The following is a 13,103-nucleotide window of genomic DNA, read 5'->3' as shown; positions in this document are numbered from 1 at the left end:
ACACTAACAGGGGTTGAGTCTAGCCCATAAAGAAGCGGCGCTCCTGGGAGCGCCGCTGTTTTGAAAGATTCCGATCAGTTACTGCTGCAGCTCCTGCTCGCTGAACACCCCGGCAAACAGGGCGCTGGAGAGGTAACGCTCCGCCGCACTCGGCAGGATGACCACTATGGTTTTGCCCGCAAATTCCGGCAGCTCGGCCAGACGGCTGGCAGCCACCACCGCAGCACCGGAGCTGATACCGGCCAGGATCCCCTCCTCCTCCATCAGGCGGCGGGCCATCTCGATGGCTTCATCGCTGGTCACCTTCTCCACCCGATCGATAAGGGAGAGGTCCAGGTTGCCCGGGATAAAGCCGGCGCCGATCCCCTGGATCTTGTGGGGGCCCGGTTTGATCTCTTCCCCGGCCAGCTTCTGGCTGATGACCGGCGACTCGGCCGGTTCGACCGCGACAGAGACCACCGCCTTGCCTTTAGTCTGCTTCAGATAGCGGGAGACCCCGGTAATGGTGCCGCCGGTACCGACCCCGGCCACGAACACATCCACTTCGCCGTCAGTGGCATCCCAAATCTCGGGGCCGGTGGTCTTTTCGTGGATCTCCGGATTGGCCGGGTTTTCAAACTGTTGCAGCAACACATACTTGCCCGGCTCGGATTCGAGGATTTCGTTGGCCTTGGCAATAGCCCCCTTCATGCCGAGCGGCCCTTCGGTCAACACCAGATTGGCACCGAGCGCCTTGAGCAGCTTGCGGCGCTCCAGGCTCATGGTGGCCGGCATGGTCAGGGTGATGGGATAGCCGCGAGCTGCCGCGACAAAGGCCAGAGCAATACCCGTGTTGCCGCTGGTGGGCTCGATGATCTCCTTACCCTTGGTCAGGATGCCGCGCTTCTCGGCATCCCAGATCAGGTTGGCGCCGATACGGCACTTGACGCTGAAGCTGGGGTTACGGCTCTCGATCTTGGCCAGCACGCGGCCTTTGGTAACACGGTTGAGACGAACCAGCGGGGTGTTACCGATAGTCTGGCTGTTGTCCTCAAAAATTTTGCTCATGGCGCTATCCCTGTGTTTGTTACGACGATGAAACAAGATTACCCTGTGGTTTCTGAATGAGAAGTGACTATTCGTTATAACCATATGGTATTACAACATATAGAGCTTATTCTCTCTGGCCCCTGACTCCGGGCGCCAATCGTCAAAGGAACCGACGTTATGGGATTTTCAGGAAGCAGCCAGTATCTCGCCTCCGATGCATTGAAGATGGCGGTCAATGCCGCCATCACCCTCGAAAAACCGCTGCTGATCAAGGGGGAGCCGGGCACCGGCAAGACGGTGCTGGCAGAAGCGGTCGCCGACCATCTTGGCACCGATCTCATTGCCTGGCATATCAAGTCCACCACCAAGGCCCAGCAGGGACTCTACGAATATGATGCGGTGGCCCGGCTGCGGGACTCCCAGCTCGGCGACCCCAGAGTGGCCGATATCAGCCACTACATTCGTCAAGGCAAGTTGTGGCAGGCCTTCAGCGCCGAGCAGCGACCTGTGCTGCTGATCGACGAGATCGACAAGGCCGACATCGAATTCCCCAACGATCTGCTGCTGGAGCTGGATCGGATGGAGTTCGACGTCTACGAGACCGGCGAGCGAGTCAAGGCGCGCCAGCGGCCGGTGGTCATCATCACCTCCAACAACGAAAAAGAGCTGCCGGATGCCTTCCTGCGCCGCTGTTTCTTCCACTATATCCGCTTCCCCGACAAGGCCGAGATGCAGGCCATCGTCAAGCTCCACTACCCCGACCTCAAGGAGAGCCTGCTTGGCGAGGCAATGGATCTCTTCTTCGAGCTGCGCGAGGTAGAGGGGCTGCGCAAGAAACCCTCCACCTCGGAGCTGCTGGACTGGATCCGCCTGCTCTTGGCCGACGATATCGCCCCCGAGGCGATGCGTGCCCGCGAGCCCGGCAAGCTGGTACCCGCGCTATATGGCGCCCTGCTCAAGACCGAGCAGGACCTGCATCTCTTCGAGAAGCTCGCCTTTCTGGCCCGGCGCGGCAGCTGACCCATGCTGATCGACTTTTTTACCCACCTGCGCCGCCACAAGCTCCCCTGCAGCCTGCGCGAGCTGCTGGACTTGCACGCCGCACTGGCGGCCCGGCTGGTTGCTGTCGATATGGACGAATTCTACCAGCTCTCCCGCTGCCTGCTGGTAAAAGACGAGGCCCACTACGATCGCTTCGATCGCGCCTTCGCCGAATACTACGAGGGGCTGGAAGCCATCCCCCTGCTGCCGGAAAGCCTGCCCGAGGAGTGGCTGCGCAAGGAGTTCGAGCGGCTGTTGAGCCCAGAGGAGAAGGCGCTGCTCAAATCCCTCGGCGGACTCGACAAGCTGCTGGAAACCCTCAACCAGCGGTTAAGCGAACAGAAAGAGCGCCACGCCGGTGGCAACAAGTGGGTGGGAACCGGTGGCAGCAGCCCGTTTGGCCACGGCGGTTTTCACCCTGAGGGGGTGCGCATGGGTGGAGAGGGGCAGCACGGCAAGGCGGCCAAGGTATGGGAGGCCCGTCACTATCGCAACTTCAGCGACGACTCGCCGCTCGGCCAGCGCGCCATCCAGCTCGCGCTGCGCAAACTCAGACGTTGGGTGCGCAAAGGCAATCCCGACGAGCTGGATCTCGACGACACCATAAAAAGTTCTGCCCGCCAGGGTTGGCTCGATGTGAAGTTGCGGCCCGAGCGCCACAACGGGGTGAAGCTGTTGGTCTTTTTCGATGTGGGAGGCTCCATGGATGCCCACGTGGCCGAGGTACAGCGCCTCTTCTCCGCCCTGCGCCACGAGTTCAAGCATCTGGAGTACTTCTATTTTCACAACTGCCTCTACGACTTCGTCTGGAAAGATAACGCCCGCCGCTTTGAGGAGCGGTTCGATACCCTGCGGCTGCTGCGCACCTACGGCAGCGACTACCGGGTGATCCTGGTGGGGGATGCCACCATGGGCCCCTACGAGATCACCTGGCCCGGCGGCAGCGTCGAGCAGTGGAACGAGGAGTCGGGTCAGGTGTGGCTCACCCGCTTGCAGCAACACTTTCCCAAACTGGTGTGGATCAACCCCACCCCGCGGCGGGAGTGGCTCTGGCATCCCTCCATCAAGCTGATGAATGACGTGGTTGGCGGACGGATGCATCCGCTGACTCTCGCGGGTCTCGCTGCGGCGATCGACCAGCTCTAACCCTCTCTACCCTATAAACCGACAAGCCGGGAACGCACCCGGCGAGGAGCAAAGATGACCTCTATCGTGATCAGTGGCTCAGGCCTCTATACCCCACCCTTTGCCGTCAGCAATGAAGAGCTGGTGGCCGCCTTCAACCAGTATGTGGATCTCTACAACGAGGAGAACGCCTCCGCCATCGACGCTGGCCAGCTTCCCGCCAAGCAGCACTCGAGCTGCGAGTTCATCGAGAAGGCCTCCGGCATCAAGAGCCGTTATCTGGTGAGCCGCGAGGGGGTGCTCAACCCCGACATCATGCAGCCGCTGCTGGCGGAGCGGCCCGATGAGATGCCCTCCATCATGGTGGAGATGGCGGTGGCCGCCGCCGAGCAGGCGCTGATCGCCGCCGGCCGCGAGCCCGGCGAGATCGATCTGGTCATCGTGGCCGCCTCCAACATGCCACGCCCCTATCCGGCACTGGCCATCGAGCTGCAGCACTATCTGGGAGCGAGCGGCATGGCCTTTGATATGAACGTGGCCTGCTCGTCTGCCACCTTCGGCATCAAGACAGCCGCAGACATGCTGGCGGCAGGCACAGCCAACGTGGCGCTGGTGGTTAATCCGGAGATCTGCTCGGGGCACCTCAATTTTCGCGATCGTGATAGCCACTTTATCTTCGGCGATGCCTGCACCGCGGTGCTGCTGGAGCGAGCGGAAGATTGCAAGGTGGCCAACCCGTGGCAACTGGTAGCCAGCAAGCTGGTGACCCAGTACTCCAACAACATCCGCAACAACTTCGGCTTTTTGAACCGGCTGAGCCCGCGCACCCGCTACGGCGACGACAAGCTGTTTCGCCAGCAGGGGCGCAAGGTGTTCAAGGAGGTGTTGCCGCTGGTGTGCGACCAGATAGCCAACCAGCTCGACGAGCAGGGCTGGCCTGCCGAGAGCCTGAACCGGCTCTGGCTCCATCAGGCCAACCTCACCATGAACCAGTTCATCGGTCGCAAGCTGCTCGGTCACGATGCCAGCCAGCAGGAGGCGCCGGTCATTCTTGATAGCTATGGTAATACCAGCTCGGCGGGTTCCATCATCGCGTTTCATCTGTACAATCGCGACCTTCCTGCGGGGGCTCGCGGCGTACTGTGCTCCTTTGGCGCTGGCTACTCCATCGGTAGCCTGCTGCTGCGGCGCCTGTAATGGCGGGCCTCCCGCCGACATAACAATAACCAGCAACATGGGTGGGAATATGCAGAGGATCACGGGGCGCTGCGCCCTGCACTACGGGGTAACCCTGTCACTATTTTGTCTCTATGGCTGGCAGGTTTGCCCGTTTCTCGAGAGTCTCACCCTGCCCCAGTTGCTGGGGCCAACCCTGGTGACGTTCGCCATCATGTTCGCCGTGCGCAATTGGCTGCTTTCAAGGCGGCCCTTGGCGCGCAACGGGCTGGACGGGTTTGGACTGGAGGTGGGTTTCTACCTGCTGGGAGCACTACTGCTCTCGGGCTACAACGCCCTGGCCCACGACTTCCCGCTGGAGAGTCACCTCAAGGTGCTGCTGGGGATGACCACCCTCGGCTTTCTGGTGGCGGCCGATCTGACCCTGGAGCGGGATTGGAATCGGGCCAGAACACGGCAAGCCGAGCAGAGCCTGGCACTGAGCCACCCGCTGGCCATGCCGCTGCCACGCAAGTTCACCCTCTTTACCCTGGCGACCCTCACCCTGCTGGGGGGCGTCTTCTTCTTGCTGTTCAACAAGGATCTGGAGTGGCTGGTGACGGTGGAGCGCAGCCTGCCGAGGGTCGATGCCCAGCACTACATCCTGTGGGAGATCGCCTTCGTGATGACGGTGACCTTCTGCTATCTCGCCCTCATTATTCACGGTTATGGTCGCAATCTCGGCCTATCCCTGCGCCAGCAGACCCGCACCATGGCCAGAGTGCAGTGTGGTGACTTCGACGCCCGGGTGCCGGTCACCCGGGATGACGAGTTCGGTCTTATCGCCGCCAGCACCAATCAGATGATCGGCGAGCTGAAATCCCGCAGTGACGAGCTCAACCTGACCCGCGACGTGGCCATCCTCGGCCTCGCCTCGCTGGCAGAGACCCGTGACAACGAGACCGGCGCCCATATCATCCGCACCCAGCACTACGTCAAAGCGCTGGCGCAATACCTCAGTCGCAGTGATTGGGATCGCTATCCGCTCGATGACGCCACCATCGACCTGCTGTTCAAGTCGGCTCCCCTGCACGATGTGGGCAAGGTGGGCATTCCCGACGCCATCCTGCTCAAACCGGGCAAGCTGACCGACGAGGAGTTCGCCATCATGAAGCGCCACCCGCAGATCGGCGCCGATGCGCTGGCGAGCGCCGAGGCGCAGCTGGGCTCCAACTCCTTCTTGCGGCTGGCCCGGGAGATCTCCCTCACCCACCACGAGAAGTGGGATGGCAGCGGCTATCCGGCAGGGCTGGCGGGTGAGGACATTCCCCTCTCCGGGCGTTTGATGGCGGTAGCGGATGTCTACGATGCCCTCATCTCGAAACGGGTCTACAAACCTGCTTTCAGCCATGAGGAAGCGAAGGAGATCATCGTGAAGGGGAGCGGCAGCCATTTTGATCCCGACATTGTCGCGGCGTTTCTCGCCTGTGAAGCGCAGTTCAGAGATATTGCCGCGCAGTTTCAGGATCACCACTGAGCAAGTACATTCCGACCAGCTTGCCCTGATGGCTGACAGAGCAACAGGCGTCATAAATTGTACACAAACAGGTCTGGTGATCGCCGATTCAGCGCCATGCTGACGGCCTTTGCCACGCCGCGCCCATATTGATATTTCCCTTTATTTACAGCTATTTTTTGTCATTTTGTGATCCGGACTTGTGCCAATGACGCAACCGGGATCACAAGATGGCAGGAAAAGACCGCAATTTGCCCTCCGGCGCCAATGATGGCTTCCAATGAAAGCGAGGTTTGCTATCATCCGGAGACATTTTTCATCTTTCGCCGGCTACAAAAGAATACCCTCATGTACACACAGTTCTTCGGCCTCTCGGAACACCCGTTTTCCATCTCGCCCAATCCCAAGTACCTCTATATGAGCGAGCGCCACGGCGAAGCCCTTGCTCATCTCAACTATGGATTGCAGGATGGCGGCGGCTTTGTGCTGCTGACCGGCGAAGTGGGCACCGGCAAAACCACCGTCTCCCGCTGCCTGCTGCAACAGCTGCCCGCCGAGACCGAGATCGCCTATATCCTCAATCCCTCTCTGACCGAACGGGATCTGCTGGCCGCCATCTGTGACGAGTTTCAACTCCCCTATCCCGAAGATGCCGGGATCAAGCGGCTGTTCGACCTTATTCGCGATCACCTGCTGGCCAACCTGGCGGCAGGCAAGCGCAGCGTGGTGCTGGTGGATGAGGCGCAGCACCTGCTGCCCGGCGTACTGGAGCAGTTGCGTCTGCTCACCAACCTCGAAACCGACGAACGAAAACTGCTGCAGGTGGTACTGATCGGTCAGCCCGAGCTGCAACAGATGCTGCGCCAACCCCTGCTGCGCCAGCTGGCCCAGCGCATTACCGCCCGCTATCACCTGCTGCCACTCTCTCACAGCGATGTGGATGCCTACGTCCGCTTCCGGCTGCAAGTTGCAGGCTGCGTACAACCCATCTTTACCCCGCGCGCCATCAAGACGCTTCATCGCCTGAGTGGCGGCATCCCCCGTTTCATCAACCTCATCTGCGACCGCGCCCTGATCGCCGCTTTCGCCCGTGGCAGCTACAAGATTGTCCACAGCGATATCAGCCAGGCCGCCTTCGAGGTCAATGGTGTTCGGGACGAAGGAAGCTGGGCCTCCGGTCTGATGGTGACGCTGGCGGGCGCCCTGCTGGTGGCCGCAGGCTGGTGGGGTTGGCAATTTTTCGGCGTCTTCCCCACCCGTCCGGTAGTCAAGGTCGAGGTGCCGGTCACCATCGACGAGACCGCAGAGCAGCAGGAGCAGCTGACCGAGGCGATCAATCAGGCCATCGACCCCGACAGCGCCATGCAGAATCTCTATCGGGTCTGGGGTTATGAACCGGAACCGTTCGAGGCAACCTGTGACAACGCACCCCGTGCCGGTCTGCGCTGTCAGGCGGGAGAGGCAAGCCTCGACGAGCTGCGCGCCCTGCAGTATCCCGCCATGATCACGCTCACTGACCAGACTGGCGGCCTCTACTATGCGACCCTGGTCAATCTGGGGCCAAACAAAGCCAGCCTGATGATCGGCGACCAAAGCTGGCAGGTGGATCGCCAGTGGCTCAGCGACAACTGGGGCGGCAGCTACACCCTGCTCTGGCGCATGCCGAAAGGGGGCGTGAGCCTGATCGCCAGCAATGCCGGTCAGACCCAGATCCAGTGGCTCGACAACGCCCTGAGCCGTGCGCTGCAGCAACCCGAACGCAAGGTGCGCCGTTTCGATGGCGAGCTCAAGAACAAGTTGCAGCAGTTCCAGCGGGATCAGGGGCTGGCCCCTGATGGCATCGCTGGCAGCAACACCCTGCTGCGTCTCAACGCCCTCTCCGGTGAACCCATGCCCAGACTGGAGGAGGCCTCCTGATGTCTACCCTGCTCAAGGCGCTGCATCGTGCGCAGCAACCGCAACTCTCCGCCCATATTCCGGCCATGGGCTTGCCCATGCCCCGGGAAGAGGAGCGCAGCCCACGCCGCATCGGCTGGCTGCTGGCTCCCCTGGCCTTGCTGCTGGGGGCGGGCGCCAACTATGGCTGGCATCTGATCCACCTGCGCCCCATCGAGGAGAAGGTGGAGGTGAAAGAGGTGATCACTCCACCCTTCGTGCGGGTTGAACCCAAGGCAATGGTGACCCGTCCGCTGCCCCCGCCCCTGCCGGAGCCAGTGGTCCAACCCAGAGCAGTGGCCAAAAACGAGGGGACCAGCCAGGGAAATACCCCCGCGCTGAGTCTGGCCGAGCAACTGATGAAAGCCCTCAATGAGACCCCATTGCAGGAGACGCCACACGCCGCCAGCCAGAACGTGCAACCAGCCCAATTGATGGCGCTGGGCTCGGCACCCCAGTCGGTGCGCCAGCAGGTCCCGCAATTGAGCTACGGCTCTCATGTGTTCTCCTCCAACCCCGCCAAGCGGGCCGTAGTGCTCAATGGCCGGGAATACCGGGAGGGGAGCGAAATCGCCCCGGGAGTCGTGCTCGCCACCATCGACCAGCAATACATAGTGCTGCAGGTCGCCGGACAGAGCGTGACCCTCAAGGCGCTGCAGGATTGGCGAGGGTGAGTAAGCACCGTACCCTGATGTTCGCTGGCAAGCAGGATGCGCCTCACCTGAGTGCCACTTTTGTGAGCATTCAAAGGTTTACGGTGTGATGAAATATCCATTTTTACGGTTTGGCGCGCCCCAACCCGTTGTGTCACAGCACTCCGCCGTACACAATACGCAGCCGCCCCAGAGCCTGGAATTTGTTGATTAATATGACGCTACGATTCAGGGATGACATCTTGACCATGCTGCTGGCCCAGTGCCGGCGGCTTCCCATGACCAGAGTCACCCAGGTGGCCTTTCTGGCGCTGCTGATCATGCTGGCCCAGCAGAGCGCCGCCCTCACCTGGCGTCTGCTCACCCTGGCAAGCCCGCAAACCAGCCAACCGTGGCAACCCTCCGCCGTGGCGGTCAGCGGCCAGAACAACCCGCGCCTTGAACTGGGCGAGGTAAGCCGACTGGCGCTGTTTGGCAAGGCGATCCCCAAGGCACAGGCCAAAGCCGCCGTGGCCGCCAATGCGCCGCGTACCCAGCTCAATGCCCAGCTCAACGGAGTGCTGGCGAGCTCGGATCCCGCCAAATCCATCGCCATCATCGCCATGTCCGGCATCCAGAACTCCTACGGGATCGGTGACATGATTGACGGCACCCAGGCGCGGATCCGGCAGGTCTATCCGGATCGGGTGATCATCGAGCGGGATGGCCGCGACGAGACTCTGATGCTGGATGGTGAGGAGTATGGCAAGCCGCTGCCACAGACCAACGCCGCCCCCCTTGGCTCCCTGCGCAGCGAGCTGATGGCCGATCCGGGCAAGATCACAGATTACCTCAATATTTCACCGGTTCAGGTGGATGGCCGCATGACCGGCTATCGCCTCAACCCGGGCAGCAATCCTGAGTTTTTCAACCAGAGCGGGCTGCAGGCCAATGACCTGGCCATCAGCATCAACGGGCTGGATTTACGGGACAACATGCAAGCCATGCAGGCGATGCAGCAGATGGCTGGCGCAACGGAAATGACAGTGACCGTCGAGCGACAGGGCGAACAGTTCGACATCTATGTGCGCTTGTCAGAATAATGATTTGGAGTCGTACCAATAATGACCACTAAAGGGAAAAGCTGGCGTCTGGCCACTATCGCAGCGGCACTGATGATGGCGGGCTCAGCCTGGGCCACCGAATACTCTGCCAGTTTCAAGAACACCGAGATTGAAGAGTTCATCAATACGGTGGGCAAGAACCTCAATAAAACCATCATCATAGAGCCCTCGGTGCGCGGCAAGATCAACGTGCGCAGCTACGACCTGCTCAATGAGGATCAGTACTACCAGTTCTTCCTGAGCGTGCTCGACGTCTACGGCTTTGCCGTGGTACCGATGGACAACGGGGTGCTCAAGGTGCTGCGCTCGCGGGATGCCAAGACCTCCGCCATTCCGGTGGTGGATGGCAGCAACCCGGGCTCCGGCGACGAGATGGTGACTAGAGTAGTGCCGGTGCGCAACGTCTCGGTCCGTGAGCTGGCACCGCTGCTGCGCCAGCTCAACGACAACGCCGGCGGTGGCAACGTGGTGCACTACGAGCCCTCCAACGTGCTGCTGATCACCGGCCGCGCCGCCGTGGTCAACCGCTTGGTGGAAGTGGTGAACCGGGTCGACCGCGCAGGCGATCAGGATGTGGACATCATCAAGCTCAAGTTCGCCTCGGCGGGTGAAATGGTGCGGCTGGTAACCAACCTCAACAAGGATGGCAACCCCCAGGGTGGCACCGCTTCCCTGCTGCTCTCCCCCAAGGTGGTGGCCGACGAGCGCACCAACTCTGTGGTGGTGAGTGGTGAGCCGAAAGCGCGCGCCCGCATCATCCAGATGGTGCGCCAGCTCGACCGCGACCTGCAAAGCCAGGGCAACACCCGGGTCTTCTACCTCAAATATGGCAAGGCCAAAGATATGGTCGAGGTGCTCAAGGGGGTCAGCTCCAGCATCGAGGCCGACAAGAAGGGCGGCGGCGCAACCACAGGTGGCGCCAGCATCGGCGGTGGCAAGCTGGCCATCTCCGCTGACGAGACCACCAATGCGCTGGTCATCACTGCCCAGCCGGACGTGATGTCCGAACTGGAGCAGGTGGTGGCCAAGCTCGATATCCGCCGCGCCCAGGTGCTGGTGGAGGCGATCATCGTCGAGATGCAGGATGGCGATGGTCTTACCCTCGGCGTTCAGTGGGGCAATGCCAACGGCGGTGGCACCCAGTTCACCAACTCAGGTCTGCCTCTCGGTGGTGCCATTGCGGCGGGCAAGGATTACCAGAATGGCAAGACCGACACCGCCGCCAATCTGCTGAAAGAGTTCAACGGCATGGCCGCCGGTTTCTATCACGGCGACTGGGCCATGCTGGCCACGGCGCTGGCCTCCAATACCAAGAACGATATTCTCTCCACCCCGAGTATCGTCACCATGGACAACAAGGAGGCCTCTTTCAACGTCGGTCAGGAGGTCCCGGTCCAGAGCGGTTCGCAAAGCTCCACCACCAGCGATCAGGTGTTCAACACCATCGAGCGCAAGACGGTGGGCACCAAGCTGGTGGTGACCCCGCAGATCAACGAAGGGGATTCGGTGCTGCTCAATATCGAGCAGGAGGTCTCCAGCGTCGCCCAGACACAGGCGACCGGTACTGCCAACCTTGGCCCCACCTTCGACACCCGTACCGTCAAGAACGCGGTGCTGGTCAAAAGCGGCGAAACCGTGGTGCTGGGCGGTTTGATGGACGAACAGACCAAGGAGCAGGTCTCCAAGGTGCCCTTGCTTGGCGATATCCCGGTGCTGGGCTATCTGTTCCGCTCCACATCCAACACCACCTCCAAGCGCAACCTGATGGTCTTTATCCGGCCGACCATCTTGCGTGATGCGGACGTCTATACCGGTGTCTCCAGCAACAAGTACTCCCTGTTCCGCGCCGAGCAGCTCAATGCCGCCTCGCAGGAGGGGTATCTCACCTCCCCCGCCCGTCAGGTATTGCCTGCCTATGGCCAGGATGTGATGGTGTCGCCCGAGCTGCAAAAAGAGATCCAGAAGCAGATCAACGAGATGCGGAGCAGACAGCAGAACACTGTCGAGAGCACCACCCCGTTTGTGCAGAGTAAGCCCTGATGAGTGCCTACCATCTGGATGGAAGCGTCGTGCCTGCGCCACTGCCCGAGCTCCCCTTTGTCTTTGCCCGCAATTTCGGGGTGATCCTGATTGAGCGGGACGGCGCCCCCGTGCTGCAGTGCCGCCCCGGCGTCACCCCGCAAGCCCTGCTGGAGGTGCGGCGGGTCGCGGGTTGCAGCTTCGCGGTGGAGCAGCTCGACAACGAGGCCTTCGAAGAGCTGCTGATGGCCCACTACCAGCGCGACTCCTCCGAGGCGCGCCAGCTGATGGAAGATCTCGGCAACGAGATGGACTTCTTCGCCCTGGCCGAAGAGCTGCCGCAAAGCGAAGATCTGCTGGATGCCGATGACGACGCCCCCATCATTCGCCTCATCAACGCCATGTTGAGCGAGGCGATCAAGGAGGAGGCCTCCGATATCCATATCGAGACCTTCGAGCGGGCACTGGTGATCCGTTTTCGTATCGATGGGGTACTGCGGGAGATCCTGCGCCCCCATCGCAAGCTGGCATCACTGCTGGTCTCGCGGATCAAGGTGATGTCGCGGATGGATATCGCCGAGAAGCGGGTGCCGCAGGATGGCCGTATCTCGTTGCGTATCGGCGGCCGCGCCGTCGACGTACGGGTCTCCACCATGCCGTCCAGCTACGGCGAGCGGGTGGTACTGCGTCTGCTCGACAAGAACAACGTGCGCCTCGAACTCAAGCAGCTGGGGATGACCGCGGCCAACCGCACCATCATCAGCGAGCTTATTCGCAAGCCCCACGGCATTATTCTGGTCACCGGCCCGACCGGTTCCGGTAAATCCACCACCCTCTATGCTGCTCTGTCTGAAATCAACTCTCGGGATCGCAACATTCTGACGGTGGAAGACCCCATCGAGTATGACCTCGAAGGGGTGGGCCAGACCCAGGTCAACACCAAGGTGGACATGACCTTCGCCCGCGGCCTGCGCGCCATCCTGCGTCAGGATCCGGATGTGGTGATGGTGGGGGAAATTCGAGATCTGGAAACCGCCCAGATTGCGGTGCAGGCGTCGCTGACAGGTCACCTGGTGATGTCGACCCTGCACACCAACACCGCCATCGGCGCCATCACCCGGATGCGTGACATGGGGATCGAACCCTTCCTGCTCTCATCGTCCCTGCTGGCGGTGCTGGCCCAGCGACTGGTGCGCACCCTCTGCCCCGATTGCCGCGCCCCGCGCCCCATCACCGAGCAGGAGCGCCTCGCCATGGGCATCGAGCTGGCCCCCGATCAGCAGGTATGGCGCCCGGTCGGCTGCGAGCTGTGCAACCACACCGGCTACCGTGGCCGGACCGGCATCCACGAGCTGGTGGTGATCGACGAAGCGGTGCGAGAAGCCATTCACAGCGCCAGCGGCGAGCTCGCCATCGAGCGGCTGATCCGCGGCCACACCCCCAGCATCCGCCGTGACGGCATCGACAAGGTCCTCAAGGGGCAGACCAGCCTCGAAGAGGTGCTGCGCGTGACCCGGGAAGATTGAG

General features: G+C 61.6%; 10 protein-coding genes. 9 read left to right on the top strand and 1 reads right to left on the bottom strand.

What is annotated here, in order from left to right:
• Positions 1 to 78: 78 nt before the first annotated feature.
• Positions 79 to 1,047 (bottom strand): cysteine synthase A, encoded by a 969-nt coding sequence (gene cysK / locus OKB77_RS02200; protein WP_252657081.1) that lies wholly within the window; start codon positions 1,045 to 1,047, stop codon positions 79 to 81.
• Between the two features lie 159 nt (positions 1,048 to 1,206).
• On the opposite strand from cysK, the gene OKB77_RS02195 reads away from it, so the two are divergent.
• The 9 genes from OKB77_RS02195 (at position 1,207) to exeE (ending at position 13,102) form a co-directional block, all read left to right on the top strand.
• Positions 1,207 to 2,049 (top strand): AAA family ATPase, encoded by an 843-nt coding sequence (locus OKB77_RS02195; protein ID WP_005347493.1) that lies wholly within the window; start codon positions 1,207 to 1,209, stop codon positions 2,047 to 2,049.
• 3 nt (positions 2,050 to 2,052) lie between these two features.
• Positions 2,053 to 3,216, top strand: coding sequence for a vWA domain-containing protein (locus OKB77_RS02190; protein WP_252657082.1), 1,164 nt, complete (start codon positions 2,053 to 2,055; stop codon positions 3,214 to 3,216).
• Positions 3,217 to 3,270: 54 nt separating this feature from the next.
• On the top strand, positions 3,271 to 4,392 hold the full coding sequence (locus OKB77_RS02185) for a beta-ketoacyl-ACP synthase III (RefSeq protein ID WP_069526331.1): 1,122 nt from the start codon (positions 3,271 to 3,273) through the stop codon (positions 4,390 to 4,392).
• Between the two features lie 49 nt (positions 4,393 to 4,441).
• Positions 4,442 to 5,887, top strand: a complete 1,446-nt coding sequence (locus tag OKB77_RS02180) for an HD domain-containing phosphohydrolase (protein WP_270816858.1) — start codon at positions 4,442 to 4,444, stop codon at positions 5,885 to 5,887.
• A 327-nt stretch (positions 5,888 to 6,214) separates the two neighbouring features.
• Positions 6,215 to 7,783 carry an ExeA family protein gene (locus tag OKB77_RS02175; protein ID WP_270816857.1) on the top strand — a complete coding sequence of 523 codons (1,569 nt, stop codon included), beginning with the start codon at positions 6,215 to 6,217 and terminating at the stop codon, positions 7,781 to 7,783.
• On the top strand, positions 7,783 to 8,475 hold the full coding sequence (gene exeB / locus OKB77_RS02170) for a GspB family T2SS assembly factor variant ExeB (RefSeq protein WP_005359023.1): 693 nt from the start codon (positions 7,783 to 7,785) through the stop codon (positions 8,473 to 8,475). The genes OKB77_RS02175 and exeB overlap by 1 nt, the downstream gene beginning before the upstream one ends.
• Before the next feature lie 227 nt (positions 8,476 to 8,702).
• Positions 8,703 to 9,536 carry a GspC family type II secretion system variant ExeC gene (gene exeC / locus OKB77_RS02165; RefSeq protein ID WP_307772846.1) on the top strand — a complete coding sequence of 278 codons (834 nt, stop codon included), beginning with the start codon at positions 8,703 to 8,705 and terminating at the stop codon, positions 9,534 to 9,536.
• A 21-nt stretch (positions 9,537 to 9,557) separates the two neighbouring features.
• Positions 9,558 to 11,597, top strand: a complete 2,040-nt coding sequence (exeD, locus tag OKB77_RS02160) for a GspD family T2SS secretin variant ExeD (RefSeq protein ID WP_252657086.1) — start codon at positions 9,558 to 9,560, stop codon at positions 11,595 to 11,597.
• A complete protein-coding gene (gene exeE / locus OKB77_RS02155; protein WP_103251307.1) occupies positions 11,597 to 13,102 on the top strand; it encodes a GspE family T2SS ATPase variant ExeE in 1,506 nt (501 codons plus the stop codon). Before exeD ends, exeE begins: the two co-directional genes overlap by 1 nt.
• Position 13,103: the final 1 nt, after the last annotated feature.

Source organism: Aeromonas sp. Y318-3, from assembly GCF_027706185.1.
In the GTDB taxonomy this organism is placed as follows: domain Bacteria; phylum Pseudomonadota; class Gammaproteobacteria; order Enterobacterales; family Aeromonadaceae; genus Aeromonas; species Aeromonas veronii.
Note: the sequence above shows the minus strand (reverse complement) of the source record. Positions and strands in the feature narration are given on the sequence as shown.